The sequence below is a fragment of the Roseateles sp. AC306 genome, assembly GCF_979253795.1.
In genome coordinates, this window is record NZ_CEEDEB010000018.1 from 16,415 (window position 1) to 33,989 (window position 17,575).

The following is a 17,575-nucleotide window of genomic DNA, read 5'->3' on the forward strand; positions in this document are numbered from 1 at the left end:
CCTTTTCATGGGCGGCAGGCGCCGGGCAGCAGTTCGGCGCCGTCGAACATCAGGTCTTCTTGGCCCGCCTTCAGATGCAAGCGCAACGGGCTGGCGCTGCCCGGCAACGTCAGCGAAGTGGTGAGGCGGTTGGCCAGCACGCCCTGGGCCCAGGCGGCGTCCTGCGTGCCACGGGGCCAGCGCAGCGGGTGGGCGCGTCCGTCGACGAGCACATCGGCCTGCCAGGCCTCGCCGGCCGTCAGCGTGTACGTGGGCAGCACATGGACGCGCAGGCAGGCGGTGTCGGTCGCGGGCGATTCGAGTGTCAGCATCGCGCCGGCCCGCTGCGCCGCGAGCACACCGTCGCCACGGCCCAGGCCGGGCACGCGACGCCAGCCGTCGACGGCGGTGACGCGCAGCAGCGGTGCGATCGTCTCGATGAGCGGCAACGGCGCCAGGTCGGCCGCCGCCCTGGTGATGTCGTGCAGCGCATCGGGCGCGCTCCCACCCAGGCCCGCAGCGGGCAGCAGCGGCGCCTGCTGGCGGTAGCTGGTCCACAGGCCGTCGGCCGGCTCCTCGGCCAGGATTCCCGCCCAGCGGCCGCCGTTGTAGCGCGCCGTCAGGGCCTTGAGGCGCTGGTCGGCGCGCACGGCCTGGGCTGCGAAACGGCGAGCGCCGGCCGGGTCGCGCTCCATCGTCGCGGCGTAGCGCTCCAGTGCGAAGAAGCGCTCGTTGGCCAGAGCCGAAGCGCGCAGCGGGTATTCGACCAGTTGAAAAAAACCGTCGCGCTGGGCCGCGGCCACACGCGGCCGTACGGCATCGAGCGCAACCAGCAACTGCGCGAAGCGGCTCAGCCGCTCGTCGACGGCACCCGCCGGCAGGCCGCTCCGCTTCACGCGTTCGCCGGGCAGGTGGAACTGCAGATGCTCCGGCCGCCGCTCGAAGTTGACGCGGTAGTAGCCGTCCCAGATTTGGGCGATGTCGGCGATGCCGAACAGCCGCTGCGCCAGCTCGTGCAGGTAGCCGCGCTGGCCTTGCGCGCGCACGGCCGCCGGGTTCCAGGCCAGGTCGAACCAGTGGCTGAGGTTGACCTCGTGCGGCTTGATGTCGCCCGCGTTGGCGACCCACAGGCGCTGCACGCCGGCATCGAAGGCGCGGCGCATCTCTTCGGCGACAAGCGCGGGCGGCGTCGTGCTCAGCCACAGGTAGGACAGCGGCGCGCCGAGATAGCTCAGGTGGTAGTACACGCCCGAGCCGCCCGAACGCTTCGCCTGAGCGGCATCCGGGAACTGGCGGATGTAGCCGAAGTTGTCGTCGGGCCAGACCAGCGTCACGTCGTCGGGCACGGCCAGGCCCGGTGGCGTGGCCATCAGCGGCAGCACTTCCTTGTAGGGCACGAAGACCTGGGGCAGCGTCGCCGGGTCGCCCACATGCTTGGCGAGCAGCTCGCGCTGGTCGGCGATGAGGCGGTTCAGCAGCGCCTGCTTCTCGGCCACCGTGCCGCCGCCCTGCATGCCTGAGTCGTGGATGCCGCGCATGCCCAGCGTGTAGAGGTTCTCGTAGCGGCCATTGGTCTTCAGCCGCTCGGCCCAGTAGTCGCGCACCTGTTCGGCATGCGCCGCGTAGTTGTACTGGTCGGCCGGCGCCTCCCATTCGGCGACGTTGTTGCGCAGCATGGGCTCCGCGTGGGACGAGCCCATGACGATGCCGTAGCGCCGCGCGAGCTCGGCGTTACGCGGGTTGGCGTTGAAGGCGCCCGACACCTGGTGCATGGCCGGCCACAGCGTGTTGGCCTTCAGACGCAGCAGCAGGCGGAAGACCTGCTCGTAGGTGCGCGGGCCGATGTTCCGGGCCTCGGGCTCGAAGGTGTTCGCGGCCCAGGGAAAGAGGCCCCAGTCCTCGTCGTTGATGAAGAGACCGCGGTATTTCACGGCGGGGCCGTCGTGCAGCGGCTCGTTCACCGAGACGTGCAGCGGCCCGCGCTTGAGCGGCGCCACATCGGCCCACCAGTGCCAGGGCGACACGCCCAGCGCCTGGCTCAATGTGTAGACGCCGTAGGCCGTGCCGCGGCGGTCGGCGCCGACGATGACCAGCGCCTGCTTCACGCCGGGCGCGGGGTTGCGCAGCAGCGTGATCTGGAAGCACTCCCAGCAGCCCTTGAGCTTGCTCAGGTCCAGGCCGGCGCCGTCGATCTGCGCATGTCGGCCGGCGGTGCCGACCCAGATCTGCACCGGGCCTTTGGTCGCAGCCCTCAAGCCCAGGCGCTTGAAGTCATCGGCCAGGTCTTGCGCGACAAAGGCCTCGAGCGGATCAGCGTCGGCCGCCGTGACGATGACGGCGCCGTCGAGCGGCATGCTGCCGGGCGAAGCCGATGTCGCCACGCTCAAGCCTGCTTGAGCCGCCCCAGTCACGCTCAACAACAAGGCCAGCAGCAGCGCGCGCATCAACGGGCTCCGAAAGCCGCGCGCAGGTCCGGTGGCGGCGCGTTGCGGTCGACGGTGAGCCAGCCACCTTCCAGCTTCAGCTCGGCCACCTGGATGACGGTGCGCTGGTGCCAGCGGTCGTCGGTCGTGGCCTCGGGCTCGCCGCTCTGGTGCGTGAAGTAGAAGAGGTAGGCGCGGCCGTCGACAACCGTGACGCCGGGGTGCTGGCCCTTGGCGCGGTCGGTGGGATGCTGGCCAATGCCGGCCAGCAGGCGGCCAGGCTGTTCTTCCCAGTTGTTGGCATCGTCGGAGCGCATGACGAGCAAGCCCTTCCACAGGTCGGCCACCAGCCACCATTTGCCAGCGAACTGGAACACCGTGGGGCCTTCGCCAGGCAGCTGGCTGACCGGCCCGCGCACGGTCCAGGCCTTCAAGTCCGGGCTGTCGGCCACCTTGAGCTTGCTGCCGGCCTGCTCGTCCTTGAACCACATGCGCCAGCCGCCCTGCGGCGCACGGATGACGGATGCGTCGATGACCTTGGGCGACCCGAGGTCAACACGACCGGCGCACTGCCAGTTGCGCAGGTCGGTGCTGGTGAGGTGCTCGATGCGCCGCTCGCCGGTCCAGCTCTTGTGCACGCCGGGCACGATGGTCAACCACAGGTGGTAGACCCCATCGAAGTCCTGGATCTCGGGCGCCCACAGCGTGACGCCGGTGCACTCGGCGGGGAACTTCGCCTCGCCCGACGCGCGCCAGTGGTTGCCGTCGTCCGTCGTCGCAATGCCGATGGGCGTGGCGTGCACCCAGCTCACATCCTTGGGATCGTCCAGCCGCAGCGTCGCGCGGCGGTTGGTGTAGAACATCTCCCAGCGCTTCAGGCCACGGTTGAAGACGAGGGACACGTCGGCCGCGCCGTCCAGCACCGGGTCGCGGTAGAGCGGGCGCGGCGCGGGTTCGGGCGTGGCGCAGCCCGCGAGCGCGGCAAACAGCAGCAGGGCGGCGACGAGTCTCATGGCGTCTTGATCGCAGCGGGCTTGGGCGCCTTCATGCCGTGGCCCAAGTGGTAAGAGGTGTGCGGCGGCTGGTTGTAGCCGGTGTTCTGCGCGGCTACCTGCACACGGTACTGCGGGTCGTGCATCAGCGTGACGAGGCGGTGCTCGGTGGGCAGCGGCGTGGAGAAGACGAGCAGAGCGGTGCTCTCCTCGTTGCGCCAGACGACCTCCTCGCGCCAGTCGCCGAGCAGGTCGGCCGACAGCACCGGCGTGCCCTTGGTGCCGTTGTTGGAGGCGGCGCCGAAGGGCTTGCCGTTCAGCACGTTCTCGAACTTGAACGCGGCGGGGTTCCACTTGTCGATGGCGACGTGGTCGAGCGACTCGCGCAGCAGGTCGCCGTCCCACCAGACCGCGAAGTTGTAGCGGTTGGGGTGGTTCTCGCTGATGAGCTTGCCGCCCGCGCTCATCAGGCCGCCGACATTGCCCCAGCATTCGGCGCCGGGGTGGGCAGGGTCGATGTCGAAGCAGACGCCGCGGCCCACGTCGGTGTTCTTGCCGGACATGCTCCACAGCAGCTTGCCGGTGGCAGCGTCGTGCATCTCCAGGCCATGCTCGCCGTAGCAGCGCGGGCTTTCGTGAACCATGAAGATCTGCTGCTCACCCTCGCGCGCCGGGTCGAAGGCGCTGACATGCAACGCGTCGCCGTGGCACAGGCCGGTGCTGTAGAGCAGCTTGCCGCTGCTGGCGATGGTGGCCGCGCCGTAGATGATGTCGTCGCGGCCGTCGCGGTCCACGTCGGCAACGGAGAACCAGTGGGCGCCCTGCCCCGCTGCGGGTTTGCTGGCTTCGTCTGCGGCGCTGTCGAACACCCAGCGCTGGGTCAGCTTGCCATCGCGCCAGTCCCAGGCGGCAATGACGGCGCGGGTGTAGTAGCCACGGGAGAACACAGCGCTGGGCCGCTTGCCGTCCAGGTAGGCCACGCCGGCCAGGAAGCGGTCGACGCGGTTGCCGTAGGCATCGCCCCAGCTCTCGCCCTGACCGCCGCGCGGCGGGTCGTAGTCGGCCGTCGCCATGGCCGCGCCGGTCTGGCCGTTGAACACGGTGATCCACTCCGGCCCCCCCAGCACATAGCCGGTGGCGTTGCGGTGGTCGGCCTTGGCATCGCCGATCACCTTGCCTTGGCCGTCCACCGTGCCGTCGGCCGTCTTCATCATCACCTCGGCCTTACCGTCGCCGTCGAGGTCGTAGGCCACCATGTGCGTGTAGTGGGCACCGGCGCGGATGTTGGCGCCGAGGTCGATGCGCCACAGCCGCGTGCCATCGAGCTTGTAGGCGTCGACGAAGGTGTGGCCGGTGTAGCCGCGCTGCGAGTTGTCCTTGGCGTTGGTGGGCTGCCACTTCACGACCAGTTCGTACTGGCCGTCGCCGTCCAGGTCGGCCGGCGCGCCGTCGTTCATCTGGTAGGTGTAGGCAACGCCGTCGGGCGTGGTGCCGCCCTCGGGCTTGTGCAGCGGCACGCGCAGATAGGGCTGGCTCCACGGCGAGACCGCGGCCTGCATCGCCTGCTCATGGCCGTTGACGACGGCGCGCACGCTGTAGAGGCTGTCGGGCTTGCCTTGCGCGTCCAGCAGGTTGGTCAACGCCTGCGGCTCGCGGTTGATGCGCTTGCCGTCGCGGTAGACATTGAAGCGCACGCCGGCCGGCTCGGTGCCGAGCAGCCGCCAGCTCACGAAGACGCCCTTGGCCGTCGCCAGCGCGACCACGCCACGGTCCAGCTTCTCGACCTGGCGTGTGTCGGCCTGAGCCGCCAGCGTGCCGGCCAATAGCAAGCCAAAGGCGACGCCACGCGCTCGGCGGGAAAGACGGAACAGAGAAGTCATGTGCGAGCACCCAAAAAAGAGGCCCCTCGCGGGGCCCGCACCTGACATTCAGGTGCAACAGGATTGGCCATGCCGGCCAACGCCCGGAGATCAGAGCTTGAAGCCCAGCGTCACGTAGTAGCGGCGGCCGGACCAGGCCAGTTCGTTGGGGCGCGACAGGTCGCCTGCATAAGTCAGTTCGGCCTGATCGGTCAGGTTCTTGGCCTCGATGGACAGCGTCAAGTTCTTGGTCGCTTTCCACTGGAACTTGGCATCCAGATAGCCCGTCTTGTCAGCAAAGTTGGGGTTGCCGGACACGTCGTTGCCACCCGTGTAGTACTTGTCGCGGTAGGCGTAGGCCAGGCGGGCGTTGAACAGCTCGTTGTCGTACCAGAGCCCGAGGTTGTAGGAATTCTTCGACAGGCCCGGATACGGCAGCACCGAGTTGTCCAGCGGGCTGATGAGCTCGTTGCCCTTGGCGTAGCTGAACGTCATGCGCGTGTAGTTGGCATCCACGCCGAAATTGCTCAGCCAGCCCGGCAAGAAGGACAGCGCCGTGCGGCCCGCCAGTTCCAGCCCCTGCGTGCGGGCACCCTCGCCGTTGATGGCCTGGGTCACATCGAAGATGCGACCGTCGCCGTAGAAGTTGACCCCGCGATTCACGATGCCCTTGCGGACATAGGTGTTGATGTCGGTGCGGAAGGTGGCCAGGCTGACCTGCGTGTCGCGGCCGGGGTAGTACTCCAGGCTCAGGTCGTACTTGGTGGCGCGGTAGGGCTTCAGGCTCGGGTTGCCGGCCGTGCAGTCGTCGGTGCCGTCACCGCCGGGGCGCGCGGGGCTGCCGCTGCCGGTTGTGCAGGTGATGTTGGGCGCCAGCAGGTCGATCGCCGGGCGGGACATCACCTTGGACCAACCACCGCGCACCAGCAGCTGCCCGTTGAGCAACTGCAGCGTGCCGTTGAGACTCGGCAGCACGTCGTTGTAGCTGTTGGTGAGCGTCACCACCTTGTTGCTTCTCACGAGGACCGTGCAGGTCGACACGGCGCTCGGGTCGCACTCGCGGTCGGCCTGCAGGCCGGTCGTGGTCAGGTCGGTGCGGGCGTAGCGCACGCCGACGTTACCGTCCAGAGGCAGGCCGAAAATCTCGGTACCCCAGTCCAGCCGGACGTAGCCCGCCTTGACCTTCTCGGTGACGTCGAACGCCGGGATCTGCGGATAGGTCTTGCCGTCGTTGCCGGGCGACGAATAGAGGTACTTGTGGGAGAAATCGCTGGTATCGAAGATGCCCGACGCCACCGTCGCCGCGTAATTGGGGGACGTCCAATTCGTCGGCACTCCGCTGACGTCGCCATAGCCGCCCATGAACGTGCCGGGCGACTTCGTGCGGATCGTGTTGACGATCTCCTGCATGCGGGTGCCGGTCACATACGACGTCTTGTAGCCGCTGTTGATGTAGGTCTGCGCATCGTTGGGGCGCTGCGCCGTGCCGGTGTAGAGCGGGTCGAAGATGAGGGTCTGGTTGATGTTGGCGGTGCGGACATTGATGTCCACCGCCTCGTCGGTGAGATTCGGCAGGCCGTTGTTCTGCACGAGGTAGCCGCCGCCGTTGAACTGGCGCGCGGTGGACTCGCGGAGCTGGCCCCCGAACCACAGGCTCTGGAAGAAGCTGTGATCGAGGTAGTACTGGAAGTCCAGCTTGCCCTGGCGCTCGGTGTTCTTCGTGGCCGAGGGGCGGTACTGCAGTTGCGCCTGCACATAGGACGCCGCGTTGTCGGGGCTGTAGGCGCCAGGGAAGGTGAACTGCGGCAGGCGGTTGTCGTCGAGCTTGACGATCAGGCCGGGCGCGTTCTGCGTCAGCACGATGTTGTTGCTCTCGCTCTTGTAGTCCGACTTGGAATCACCCAGCAGACCTTCGACGCGCCACTTGTCGTTCTTGAACCTGAAGCCGGCCGTCGTGTACTTGGACTTGATGTCCAGCGCGAAATCGCGCGCCGACGTGCTGAAAGCGCCCTGGCCGCCCTGGCCGGCCACGTTCAGGCAGTTGCCCGCGGTGAACTGCGTGACGTGGTGGTTCTCGACCACCATGCCGGCCGGCGTGGCGGCGGCCGGCGCGGCGACGCAGGTGCCGGCCGTCTGCACCGTGCCGTCGGCCCGGTAGACGGGCGCATTGCCCGCCGAGGCCAACCGCGTCACCGCCGAGAAGTCGGTGCCGTAGTTCATGTCGTTGAGCTTCTGGGCCTGCGTATTGGCCTGGTAGCTCACGTAGGCGTCCAGCTCCTTGGAGAACTGGTACTGCGCCGTCAATTCGGCGGAGCTGCGCTCGTGGTCGCGGGTCCAGATGCCGTAGCGCGAGATGCGCGGTGAGTAGTCGAACCACTGGCTGCGGCAGGGCGCCTGGTCAGCGCTGGCCAGGCTGCCGCAACCGCCAGGAGTGGTCACGGCGGCCGCGTTCGCGTTCAGGCTGGTGAGGGTCTTTTCGGCCGAGAAGTCCCAGTCGCGCAGGAAGGCCCATGACGTGTTGCGCGAGAAGTCGCCGCGCGTGTAGATCTTGTCGTAGACGAGGTTGGCCATCAGGCCGAGCTTGCCGTCCAGGAACTTGTCGGCCAGCAGCAGCGTGCCGCGGGGCTGCACACCGCCGCGCAGGCTGCCCTGCTCGGCCGACAGCGTGCCGGCGATGGTGCGCTTGGTGAAGTCCAGCGGCTTGCGCGTCTTGACGTCCACGGTGCCGCCGATGCCGCCTTCGGTCATGTCGGCCGTGGAGCCCTTGACGACGTCGATGGAGGCGATCAGCTCCGAGGCCAGCTCGCGCAGCTCGGCGCCGCGCCCGGCACCGCCATTGGTGCCCAGCACCGACATGCCGTTGATCTGGACCCGGTTCAGGTCGGGCTCGACACCGCGGATGGACACCTGCGAGCCTTCGCCGAACTGGCGCGAGAGCTGCACGCCGGTGATGCGCGACAGCGCCTCGCCGACGTTCTTGTCCGGGAACTGGTCGATGTCTTCCGCAACGATGCTGTCAGAGACGGTGGACGCATTCTTCTTGCGGTCGATCGCGCTCTGGATGGAGCGGCGAATGCCCGTGACGACGACGGTCTCCAGCTGGTTGGTGTCCGCAGCAGCGGGCGCGGATGCGGCGGACGCCGGCGCGGCTGGCTGCTGAGCCTGTGCCTGTGCCTGGCTGGTGAACGCGGCGGTAACGGCCAGCGCAAGAGGAGTCCAACGGGAAACCGGCGCGCGGCCGTGAATCTGCTTCAGCATTTTGTCTGTCTCCAAGATATCAACCCAACCGGCGCGGCAAAGGCGCCTTCTCTTATTGCCCCGTGACCAGTCTAGGCGCGTGGTTTCTGGCCGTGCCAAGCGATCAAGAAAGAATCAGGGGCGTGATTGCTTAGGCGCGCGTTAACCCTGCAAAACGCAGCCTGGGCTTGCTTTCACAAGCGTTCCCGTTGCGGCACGGCCACTCATTGAATATTCGACATATTCAGGAGCGCCGTGCACGCAAACCATTTCCAACATCAAAATGTTTGAATATCGAATCTCGCCATCAAACGAGAAACATATTCAAACAAGTCAGGGCCTGCGCTCCAGCCAGGCCTGCGGCACCGGCACGATGCAGATACTCATCTCGCGCCCATCCGCGGCCAGGAGCGCGGACTGGATCTGGATCTTCTTGCCATCGGGGCTGAAGGTCGGGTGCGGGTGGTCGCGCGCCGTCGTCTTGTGGCCAGCGCTGAGCAGGATCATTTCGCGCGTGCGGCGGTCGATCAGGTACAGGCCGCGCTCAAAGTCGTCGCCGACCGCGAAGCGGCCGTCGTAGGAACCATGCACATGCCACAGGCCGCTGCCCTTGGGCGTTTGGCCGGCAATCGTCATCTCGCGCGTGCGCAGATTGATGATGGCCAGGCCGGTCGGCTTCTCGCGCGTGCCGGTGTTGCCCCAGCCGTCCTCCTGGCCCGGGTTGGCGCCGCCCACCTCGGTGCCCGCCGGGCGCTTTGGGTCGACCACGCCTGGAACGGGGCGGTGGCCCATGATGGCCAGCGCCACTTCGTCCTTGCCGATGAAGGCCTCATGCGTGACCCACTCATAAGGCGCCTCCGGGTACAGCGGGCGCAGGTCGGTGCCGTCGCCCTTGACCGTCCAGGTGCGCTGCGGCGACTTGCCGCCCGTCTCCCAGCTGAACACCAGTTCGCCCGGGTTCCACGAGTTCGATTGGATGTGACCGATCTGGAAGGGCACCGAGACGACGTGCTGGACCTCGCCCGTCTTCACGTTGATCTTGCCGATAGCATGCGGGCCGGCGCCCATGCCACGCGGGCCGAAGGGCGGCTCGACCTTGGTGCCGGCCGGCAGCTTGGCGCCGGCGTAGGCCTTGCCCTGGATGCGGAAGTAGAACCACTGGCCATCGGCGTCCAGCGCGTTGTCGCCATAGGCCTCCAGCTCCGCCGGCAGCGTGGCGAAGATGCGCTGGTAGGCGCTGGCCGGCTTCATGGCGCCGGCCGCGCTGTCGGCGAACACGCGATCCAGGTCCACCTCGACAGCCTGCCTGACCTTGTCCTTGTCCGCGCCGCCCGGTTCCTTGCGCAGGAAGTAGAGCTTGTTGGCGCCCGACTGCGCGAGGTTGAGCATGCCCTCGTAACCGCCCTCGGTGACCTGCACCAGGTCGCCCGTCGCCTCGTTGACGGCGATGGCCTCGCCCTTCACGCGGTTGGAGCGAAACACCAGCCATTGGCCGTCGGCCGTCCACTGCGGATGGCTGGGGTAGATCTTGGAGTCACCGCGCGGCTGCGTCGTCAAAAAGGTCAGCGGCGTGCCGGTCACCGGGTCGGGCACGACACGCTTCTCGGACGGGAAGCGCTGGCCGATCTGGGCCCAGGCGGAGCCGAGCGCCAGGCTGAGCAGGGCACCGATGAACAGGGATTTGTTGGAGCGCATGGCAGGGCCGTCAGTTCAAAGTGCGGCGACTCTAGGCCCGGCTCTGTCAAGGACTGTTGCTGGCCGCGAATCGCTCAAGAACTTGCGCCGTCGCACACGACGGGCGGCGCACATCGCTCCTAGCATGCGCGCCATGACGCTCATGCCTGCCCTCACCCGCCGCCTAGCCGCGGCCCTGCTGCTTGCGCTGCCCCTGGCGCAAGCCCATGCGCAGGAGTTCTCCGCCACCACCGACCCCGCCCGCGCGCAGATCCAGCTGCCCGAGCCGGCCAGACCTGAGCTGCCGTCGCTGATCCTCATCGGCGACTCCACCGTGCGCAACGGCCGCGACGACGGCCAGGGCAAGGGCGCCGAGGGGCAATGGGGCTGGGGCACGCCCATCGCCGCCTACCTCGATCAGAGCAAGATCAATGTCGTCAACCGCGCCGTGGGCGGACTCTCCAGCCGCACCTACCGCACGAGCGGCCACTGGGAGCGCACCAAGCCCTTCATCAGACGAGGCGACTGGGTGGTCATGCAGTTCGGCCACAACGACGCCAGCCCCGTCAACGACAACAGCCGCGCCCGCGGCGTGCTGCGCGGCACTGGGCCCGAGAAGGAAGACATCAACAACCTGCTGACCGGCAAGCCGGAGACGGTCTACACCTATGGCGCCTATCTGCGCGGCTACATCGCCGAGATCCGCGCGGCGGGCGCCACGCCGGTGGTCGCTTCGCCGGTGATCCGCAAACGCTGGGAGGCCGATGGCGTGAAGGTGACGCGCGCCGGTGGCAACTTCGCCGGCTGGGCCGCCGAGGTGGCGAAGCAGGAGAACGTGGCCTTCATCGACCTCAACGAATGGGGCGCGCTGCGCTACGAGGCGCAGGGCAAGGCGAACGTCGAGAAGTTTTTCCCGGCCGACATGCCGCAGGAGACCGTGCACACCAACTGGCTCGGTGCTGCGGTCAACGCCCAGCTCGTCATCGCCGGCCTGATCCAGAACAAGGTGCTGCCGGACGCGGTCTACACGCAACGCTTCGCGCCCGATGGCAGTGATGACCGGCCGGTGGTCGACGCTCGCAAGGTCAAGGTCGAAGCCCCACGCGACCCCAAGCTTCCCAGCCTCGTGCTGATCGGCGACTCCACCGTGCGCAGCGGCGGCCAGAACGGCGCCTACGGATGGGGCGAGCGCCTGGCGCCCTTCTTTGACACGCAGCGCATCAACGTCGTCAACAACGCCATCGGCGGGCGCAGCAGCCGCACCTTCTTCACCGAAGGCCGCTGGGCCTCCGTGCTCGACCAGTTGAAAGCCGGTGACACGCTGCTGATCCAGTTCGGCCACAACGACGGTGCCCGCATCGGCGACCCGGCCGGCAAGAATCGCGGCTCGGTGCCCGGCATCGGCCCGGAGGCCGTCGAGGACACCAAGCCCGACGGCACGAAGGAGATGGTGCAGAGCTTCGGCTGGTACCTCGCCCGCTACATCAACGATGCCAAGGCCAAGGGCGTGAACGTCGTCGTGCTGTCGCCCATCCCGCACAAGGACCGCTGGAAGCCCGAGCAGCCGCGCGACTTCGAGAACTACGCCGCCTGGGGTGAGCAGGTCGCCCGCGCCAACGGCGCCCAGTTCATCGACCTGACGATGCTCGTGGCCGAGGCCTATCGAACGGCCGGCCCCGAGAAGGTCGACACCTTCTTTGCCGATGCCCGCACCCACACGAATGACGCCGGCGCGGTGTTCAACGCCACCCAGCTCGTCGAGGGCCTGAAGCGCCTGCCGGGCAAGCCGCTGCAAGGCTACCTGCGCCCCGCTGCACCTTGATCTGAGCCGCCTACTTGCCAGCCCCGAAAAACTTCGCTTAGAATGGCGGGCTCAGGCGCTTTAGCTCAGTTGGTTAGAGCGATGGAATCATAATCCACAGGTCCGGGGTTCGAGTCCCTGAAGCGCCACCAGACAAGTCGAGAACGGCCCGAGCAACCCTCGGGCCGTTTTCAATTCCGCAGCGCCTTCTTCTCACCGAAGATGCCTGCCTCGCAGCCACTGGACATGCCATGTACCGCTGTGTTCTCCCTCTCGCGGGTGCCGTGCTCGCCATCAGCAGCCTGGCCGCTCAGGCCCAGGAGCATCGCTTCTTCACGCCACATACGCTGCGTGGCGAACTCGTCGTCACCCAGCACCCCGACGTTCTGCTGAACGGCCGCTCCGCGCGCCTCGCGCCCGGCAGCCGCATCAAGGGCGACACCAACCTGCTCGTGCAGCCGGGCGCCATCACGGGCCAGAAGCTGATCGTGCACTACACGGTGGAGAACAGCGGGCTGATCATGGACGTCTGGATCCTCAACCCCGTTGAGCTGGCCAACAAGCCCTGGCCGACGACGCGCGCCGAAGCGGGCACCTGGCAATTCAACGGCGGCAACCAGACGTGGATCAAGCAATGACTGATGTGATCTCCAAAAAGGTCTACATCAAGACCTTCGGCTGCCAGATGAACGAGTACGACTCGGACAAGATGGCCGACGTGCTGGGCGCAGCGCAAGGCTATGAGCCCACCAACGACCCCGAGAAGGCCGACCTCATCCTCTTCAACACCTGCTCGGTGCGGGAGAAGGCGCAGGAGAAGGTCTTCAGCGACCTCGGCCGCGTGAAGCACCTGAAGGCCAAGGGCGTCATGATCGGCGTCGGCGGCTGCGTGGCCTCTCAGGAAGGTGCGGCCATCATCGAGCGCGCGCCCTATGTGGACGTCGTCTTCGGCCCGCAGACGCTGCACCGCCTGCCCGCCATGCTGGACGCCCGCCGCGAACAGCGCCGCCCGCAGGTGGACATCTCCTTCCCCGAGATCGAGAAGTTCGACCACCTGCCGCCGGCCAAGGTCGAAGGCGCCTCGGCCTTCGTGTCCATCATGGAAGGCTGCTCCAAGTACTGCTCCTACTGCGTGGTGCCCTACACCCGCGGCGAGGAGGTCTCGCGCCCCTTCGACGACGTGCTGACCGAGATCGCCGGCCTGGCCGACCAGGGCGTGATGGAGATCAATCTGCTGGGCCAGAACGTGAACGCCTATCGCGGCAAGATGGGCGACACGTCTGAATTCGCCGACCTCGCCCTGCTGCTGGAATACGCGGCCGAGATTCCCGGCATCAAGCGGCTGCGCTTCACGACCAGCCATCCCAACGAGTTCAGCCCGCGCCTGATCGAGGCCTACGGCAAGATCCCGCAGTTGGTGAACCACCTGCACCTGCCCGTGCAGCACGGCAGCGACCGCATCCTGATGGCCATGAAGCGCGGTTACACGGCGCTGGAGTTCAAGAGCACCGTGCGCAAGCTGCGCGCCATCCGCCCGGATCTGCGCCTGGCCAGCGACTTCATCGTCGGCTTCCCCGGCGAGACGGACGAAGACCATGCCAAACTGATGAAGCTTGTCCACGACGTCGGCTTCGATGCGTCGTTCAGCTTCATCTTCAGCCCCCGCCCCGGCACACCGGCCGCAGCGCTGGAGGACACGACGCCCTACGAGGTCAAGGTCAGGCGGCTTCAGGAACTGCAGGCCGCCATCGAAGCCCACGCGCTGACCATCTCGCAAGGCATGGTCGGCAAGGTCGAGAAGGTCCTCGTCACCGGCACTGCCCGCAAGGACGCCACCGAGCTGATGGGCCGCACCGAGTGCAACCGCATCGTCAACTTCCCGGGCTCGCTGCGGCTGATGAACCAGCTGGTCGATGTGCGGATCACGACCGCCTTCGCGCATTCGCTGCGCGCCGAAGTCGTGACGACCGAAGACGTGCTCAACGCTTGAAGCTGAGCAACCACCACTGCGGCACGGCGACTCCGAGCACCAGCAAGGCATAGCCCGCCATGCGGCCGTCACGGCCCAGCAGCACCAGTGCCACGATCACCGCGGCCGTGCCGCCCGCCGCACCCCAAACGCACAACTTCCGCCAGCTCAAAGACTTCGCCTGCTTCCGCCACAGCCCCTTGATCGACAGCGCCAGCAATGCCGCCAGCCCCCAGGCCGGGGCAAACAGGTTGGCGATGTGCCAGAAGGCGTCGAGTGCACTCATTTCGAGGAAGCTTAGGCAGACGGTGAAAAAGCCGCGAATCCTACAATTCAACCCATGTCGGTCTTTGCTCTCGGCCTGAACCACAACACCGCCCCGCTCGACTTGCGCGGGCGGTTCGCGTTCACGCTCGAGCAACTCGCGCCGTCGCTGGCCGGCCTGCGCCAGAAGCTGCCCGGCGCGCCTGAGGCCGCCATCCTGTCGACCTGCAACCGCACCGAGGTGTACGTTGCAGCGCCGTCGGCCCAGGTTCAGCCGGCCATCGCCTGGCTGGCGCAAGCCGGTGGTGTCGAAGCTGGCGCGCTGCGCGAGCACGCCTATGTGATGCAGGGCAGTGCCGCCGCCCGCCACGCCTTTCGCGTCGCCAGCGGGCTGGACTCCATGGTGCTGGGCGAGCCGCAGATCCTCGGCCAGATGAAGCAGGCCGTGAAGGAAGCCGAGGCCGCCGGCGCCCTGGGCACGACGCTGCACCAACTCTTCCAGCGCAGTTTCTCGGTCGCCAAGGAAGTGCGCAGCTCCACCGAGATCGGTGCTCATTCCATCAGCATGGCCGCCGCCGCCGTGCGCCTTGCCGGGCAGCTTTTCGAAGACCTGGCCAAGACGCGCGTGCTGTTCGTCGGTGCTGGCGAGATGATCGAGCTGACCGCGACCCACTTCGCCGCCCGCACGCCGCGCCACATGGCCGTGGCCAACCGCACGCTGGAGCGCGGCGAGAAGTTGGCCATCCGCTTCGGCGCCGAAGCCGTGCGCCTCTCCGACCTGCCCGACCGCCTGCACGAGTTCGACATCGTCGTCTCCTGCACGGCCTCCAGCCTGCCGCTCATCGGCCTGGGCGCCGTCGAGCGCGCACTGAAGAAGCGCAAGCACCGGCCGATGTTCATGGTCGACCTGGCCGTGCCGCGCGACATCGAACCCGAGGTCGGCCAGTTGGACGACGTCTATCTCTACACCGTCGACGAGTTGGCCCAGCAGGTGCAGACCGCCGGCGAAAAGCGCCAGGCCGCCGTCGAGCAGGCCGAGGCCATCGTCGAGACCGGCGTGCAGAGCTTCATGCACTGGCTGGACCAGCGCCACACCGTGCCGCTGATCCAGGCCCTGCACGCCCAGGCCGATGACTGGCGCGCGCTGGAGATCGCCAGGGCGCGCAAGCTGCTGGCCAAGGGCGCGGACGTCGACGAAGTGATGGATGCCCTGGCCAAGGGCATCACGCAGAAGCTGCTGCACGGCACGCTGGCCGAGCTGAACAGCAGTGATGGCGAGCAGCGCCTGCAACTGGCGCAGACCGTGTCGCGCCTCTTCCTGCGCGGCAACAAGCAGTCTTAGCGGCGCTCACCGCCGCCGCCCGGCGCAGCCTGCGCCGCCCCTGACTGCCTCTCCGTTTGCCGCCCAATGAAAGACTCCCTGCGCCAGCAGTTCGACCGCCTCGGCTTTCGCCTCGCCGAGCTGGACACCATCCTTGCCGACGGCAGCATCGCCGCGGACATGAAGCGCTACCGCGCGCTGACGAGGGAGCAGTCCGAGGTGGCCGGCCTCGTCGAGCGCTACCGCCGCTACCAAGCGCATGAGGCTGACCTGGCCGCCGCGCGCGACATGCTGGCCGACCCGGAGATGGCCGACATGGCCCGCGAGGAGATCGCGTCCAACGAAGCGGCGCTGATGGCGCTGGACGCCGAGTTGCAGCTCGCTCTCATCCCCAGGGACCCCGACGACGAGCGCAACGCCTTCCTCGAAATCCGCGCCGGCGCAGGCGGCGACGAATCGGCGCTGTTCGCCGGCGACCTGGCGCGCATGTATCTGCGCTTTGCGGAGGGCCAGGGCTGGCGCACGGAGATCCTGTCCGAGAACGTGTCGGACCTGGGCGGCTACAAGGAGCTGGTGGTGCGCGTCGAGGGCGACAACGTCTACGGTCGCCTGAAGTTCGAGAGCGGCGGCCACCGCGTGCAGCGCGTGCCGGCGACCGAGGCCCAGGGCCGCATCCACACCAGCGCCTGCACGATCGCCGTCATGCCAGAGCCTGACGAGACCGAGGCGATCACGCTGAACCCGGCCGACCTGCGCATCGACACCTTCCGCGCCAGTGGCGCCGGCGGCCAGCACATCAACAAGACCGACTCCGCAGTGCGCGTCGTCCACCTGCCGACCGGCATCGTGGCCGAATGCCAGGACGGCCGCAGCCAGCACAGCAACAAGGCGAAGGCGCTGCAGGTGCTGCAGGCACGCATCCAGGACAAGGAGCGCAGCGAGCGCGCTGCCAAGGAGGCCGCCACCCGCAAGGGCCTGATCGGCACCGGCGACCGCAGCGACCGCATCCGCACCTACAACTTCCCCCAGGGGCGGCTGACCGACCACCGCATCAACCTGACGCTCTACAAGCTCGGCCAGATCATGGACGGCGACCTGAGCGATGTGATCCAGGGCCTGCTGGCGGCGCAGGCGGCGGAACAGCTGGCCCAGTTGGAAGAAGGTCGCACATGACGGTCGACGAGGCGCTGGCGCTGGCCCGTCAGCTCGGCGTCGAGCGCGGAGACGCGCAGGTTTTGATCAGCCACCTGACCGGCCGGGACCGCGCCTGGCTGATCACCCATGGCGACGCACCGGCTCCCAATGCCGATCAGGCCCTGCGCCGCCTGGCCGCTGGCGAGCCGCTGGCCCATCTGACCGGCTGGCAGCCCTTCCACGGCCTGATGCTGCAGGTCACGCCGGCTACGCTGATCCCCCGCCCCGACACGGAAACCCTGGTCGATTGGGCGCTGGAACTGCTCGCCGGCCTGACTGGCCAACCGAGCGTCGTCGACCTCGGCACCGGCAGCGGCGCCATTGCGTTGGCCATCAAGGCCGCCTGCCCGCGCGCGCAGGTCACGGCCGTGGACTTCAGCGCGAACGCCCTGGCCGTTGCCCGCGCCAATGGCGAGCGCCTCGGCCTCGCGGTGGACTGGCGCCACGGCAGCTGGTTCGAGCCGCTGGCCCGCCAGCGCTTCGACCTCGTCGTCAGCAACCCGCCCTACATCGCCGGCGACGACCCGCATCTGCCCGCGCTGCGCCACGAGCCGCTGACCGCGCTGACACCCGGCGGCGACGGCCTGGCCGATCTGCGCCTTCTGATCGACACGGCGCCCCAGCATCTGAACCCCAGCGGCTGGCTGTTGCTGGAGCACGGCTGGGACCAGGCCGATGCGGTGGCGCAACACCTGGCCGTCAGTCATTTCGGGGACATCGGCCTTCGCCGCGACCTCGGCGGCCGGGCCCGCATCAGTGGCGGCCGCTGGTGCGACCAAGCCTGACTTGCCGCTCGGCGAACGCATCACGCAAATACGTGATCTTTTGCCAGCAGTTCTTCGCTCACAAGCGGTAACAGCGG

Annotated in this window: 12 protein-coding genes and 1 tRNA gene; 7 read left to right on the forward strand and 6 right to left on the reverse strand. The window is 67.8% G+C overall.

The genetic code is table 11. The annotated features are described in order from the left end of the window. Positions 1-5: 5 nt before the first annotated feature. The 5 genes from AC0IZJ_RS24955 to AC0IZJ_RS24975 form a co-directional block, all read right to left on the reverse strand. The gene (locus AC0IZJ_RS24955) at positions 6-2,423 is read right to left on the reverse strand and encodes a glycosyl hydrolase 115 family protein (RefSeq protein ID WP_471854405.1); all 2,418 of its coding nucleotides are present in this window, start codon (positions 2,421-2,423) and stop codon (positions 6-8) included. Beyond that, on the reverse strand, positions 2,423-3,415 hold the full coding sequence (locus AC0IZJ_RS24960; RefSeq protein WP_471854407.1) for a hypothetical protein: 993 nt from the start codon (positions 3,413-3,415) through the stop codon (positions 2,423-2,425). The genes AC0IZJ_RS24955 and AC0IZJ_RS24960 overlap by 1 nt, the downstream gene beginning before the upstream one ends. Then, complete coding sequence (locus AC0IZJ_RS24965) at positions 3,412-5,274, reverse strand: rhamnogalacturonan lyase (protein WP_471854409.1); 1,863 nt, start codon at positions 5,272-5,274, stop codon at positions 3,412-3,414. The genes AC0IZJ_RS24960 and AC0IZJ_RS24965 overlap by 4 nt, the downstream gene beginning before the upstream one ends. Positions 5,275-5,364: 90 nt before the next feature. After that, positions 5,365-8,511 (reverse strand): TonB-dependent receptor, encoded by a 3,147-nt coding sequence (locus AC0IZJ_RS24970; protein ID WP_471854411.1) that lies wholly within the window; start codon positions 8,509-8,511, stop codon positions 5,365-5,367. Positions 8,512-8,823: 312 nt separating this feature from the next. Continuing rightward, entirely contained in the window at positions 8,824-10,185 is a 1,362-nt protein-coding gene (locus AC0IZJ_RS24975) for a TolB family protein (RefSeq protein ID WP_471854413.1), read from the reverse strand. 133 nt (positions 10,186-10,318) lie between these two features. On the opposite strand from AC0IZJ_RS24975, the gene AC0IZJ_RS24980 reads away from it, so the two are divergent. The 4 genes from AC0IZJ_RS24980 to miaB all read left to right on the forward strand — a co-directional run bounded on the left by AC0IZJ_RS24980 (position 10,319) and on the right by miaB (position 13,955). Further along, complete coding sequence (locus tag AC0IZJ_RS24980; protein ID WP_471854415.1) at positions 10,319-11,986, forward strand: rhamnogalacturonan acetylesterase; 1,668 nt, start codon at positions 10,319-10,321, stop codon at positions 11,984-11,986. 54 nt (positions 11,987-12,040) lie between these two features. Beyond that, a tRNA-Met gene (locus tag AC0IZJ_RS24985) sits at positions 12,041-12,117 on the forward strand. Positions 12,118-12,216: 99 nt separating this feature from the next. After that, positions 12,217-12,603 carry a hypothetical protein gene (locus AC0IZJ_RS24990; protein ID WP_471854417.1) on the forward strand — a complete coding sequence of 129 codons (387 nt, stop codon included), beginning with the start codon at positions 12,217-12,219 and terminating at the stop codon, positions 12,601-12,603. Beyond that, entirely contained in the window at positions 12,600-13,955 is a 1,356-nt protein-coding gene (miaB, locus tag AC0IZJ_RS24995; RefSeq protein WP_471854418.1) for a tRNA (N6-isopentenyl adenosine(37)-C2)-methylthiotransferase MiaB, read from the forward strand. The genes AC0IZJ_RS24990 and miaB overlap by 4 nt, the downstream gene beginning before the upstream one ends. Here miaB and AC0IZJ_RS25000 read toward each other — a convergent pair. Beyond that, on the reverse strand, positions 13,945-14,220 hold the full coding sequence (locus tag AC0IZJ_RS25000; protein ID WP_471854420.1) for a hypothetical protein: 276 nt from the start codon (positions 14,218-14,220) through the stop codon (positions 13,945-13,947). The two genes, miaB and AC0IZJ_RS25000, sit on opposite strands and share 11 nt — an antisense overlap. Positions 14,221-14,274: 54 nt before the next feature. On the opposite strand from AC0IZJ_RS25000, the gene hemA reads away from it, so the two are divergent. The 3 genes from hemA to prmC all read left to right on the forward strand — a co-directional run bounded on the left by hemA (position 14,275) and on the right by prmC (position 17,498). Then, positions 14,275-15,540, forward strand: coding sequence for a glutamyl-tRNA reductase (gene hemA, locus AC0IZJ_RS25005; protein ID WP_471854422.1), 1,266 nt, complete (start codon positions 14,275-14,277; stop codon positions 15,538-15,540). A gap of 66 nt (positions 15,541-15,606) precedes the next feature. Then, positions 15,607-16,692 (forward strand): peptide chain release factor 1, encoded by a 1,086-nt coding sequence (gene prfA / locus AC0IZJ_RS25010; protein ID WP_471854424.1) that lies wholly within the window; start codon positions 15,607-15,609, stop codon positions 16,690-16,692. Further along, positions 16,689-17,498, forward strand: coding sequence for a peptide chain release factor N(5)-glutamine methyltransferase (gene prmC / locus AC0IZJ_RS25015; RefSeq protein ID WP_471854426.1), 810 nt, complete (start codon positions 16,689-16,691; stop codon positions 17,496-17,498). Before prfA ends, prmC begins: the two co-directional genes overlap by 4 nt. The last annotated feature ends 77 nt before the right edge of the window (positions 17,499-17,575 follow it).

Bases quoted from the DNA above. Each gene is read 5' to 3' on its own strand.
- AC0IZJ_RS24955 (WP_471854405.1), bottom strand. From the start codon at position 2,423: ATGCGCGCGCTGCTGCTGGCCTTGTTGTTGAGCGTGACTGGGGCGGCT.
- AC0IZJ_RS24960 (WP_471854407.1), bottom strand. From the start codon at position 3,415: ATGAGACTCGTCGCCGCCCTGCTGCTGTTTGCCGCGCTCGCGGGCTGC.
- AC0IZJ_RS24965 (WP_471854409.1), bottom strand. From the start codon at position 5,274: ATGACTTCTCTGTTCCGTCTTTCCCGCCGAGCGCGTGGCGTCGCCTTT.
- AC0IZJ_RS24970 (WP_471854411.1), bottom strand. From the start codon at position 8,511: ATGCTGAAGCAGATTCACGGCCGCGCGCCGGTTTCCCGTTGGACTCCT.
- AC0IZJ_RS24975 (WP_471854413.1), bottom strand. From the start codon at position 10,185: ATGCGCTCCAACAAATCCCTGTTCATCGGTGCCCTGCTCAGCCTGGCG.
- AC0IZJ_RS24980 (WP_471854415.1), top strand. From the start codon at position 10,319: ATGACGCTCATGCCTGCCCTCACCCGCCGCCTAGCCGCGGCCCTGCTG.
- AC0IZJ_RS24990 (WP_471854417.1), top strand. From the start codon at position 12,217: ATGTACCGCTGTGTTCTCCCTCTCGCGGGTGCCGTGCTCGCCATCAGC.
- miaB (WP_471854418.1), top strand. From the start codon at position 12,600: ATGACTGATGTGATCTCCAAAAAGGTCTACATCAAGACCTTCGGCTGC.
- AC0IZJ_RS25000 (WP_471854420.1), bottom strand. From the start codon at position 14,220: ATGAGTGCACTCGACGCCTTCTGGCACATCGCCAACCTGTTTGCCCCG.
- hemA (WP_471854422.1), top strand. From the start codon at position 14,275: ATGTCGGTCTTTGCTCTCGGCCTGAACCACAACACCGCCCCGCTCGAC.
- prfA (WP_471854424.1), top strand. From the start codon at position 15,607: ATGAAAGACTCCCTGCGCCAGCAGTTCGACCGCCTCGGCTTTCGCCTC.
- prmC (WP_471854426.1), top strand. From the start codon at position 16,689: ATGACGGTCGACGAGGCGCTGGCGCTGGCCCGTCAGCTCGGCGTCGAG.